Annotated in this window: 1 protein-coding gene; it reads right to left on the bottom strand. The window is 72.8% G+C overall.

Annotated features, from left to right (window positions below; genetic code table 11):
* Positions 1-159: 159 nt before the first annotated feature.
* Positions 160-448 (bottom strand): hypothetical protein (locus GT354_RS31920; protein ID WP_237535681.1); only part of this gene is annotated, 289 nt, incomplete at its 5' end.

The following is a 448-nucleotide window of genomic DNA, read 5'->3' as shown; positions in this document are numbered from 1 at the left end:
TTCGTCGGCTACGCCCTCGCGAACAAGCCGTCGTTGTGTGCGGGCACAGGGGACGGCATGGGGTGGTCGACCTCGCCGACGCGGCGCTCGCGGAGTCGCGCTTCCTCGTGCCAGGGGTCCGCGTCATCGCGTCCGGGCATGGTGCGCACGGCCGCTCCCTTACGGCGGAGCCTCGTCGGCACCTCGACCGGCTCCGCCCGCGCCGGCATCGAAGTCGCCCGCGCCCGCGCCGAACTTGCCCACGTGCGCGAGCGGATGCGGCCGTGGGCCGATCAGGCTCATGGGCGCGATCTCGCGGACCTGTTGGCTGCGGTCGGCCTCTGACCGACCGGGGGTGATGCACGTGGGTCCGGAGCCGTTGACCGACGACGAACTCACCGAGTTGCCAGCCGAGTACCCGGCCGAGTAGCCGGGCCGGTGAGCGGTGAGCGGTGAGCGGTGAGCGGTG

It is taken from the genome of Streptomyces sp. SID3343 (assembly GCF_009865215.1).
Taxonomy (GTDB): domain Bacteria; phylum Actinomycetota; class Actinomycetes; order Streptomycetales; family Streptomycetaceae; genus Embleya.
The sequence above is the reverse complement of the archived record's forward strand: the minus strand, read 5'-3'. Positions and strand labels throughout refer to the sequence as shown.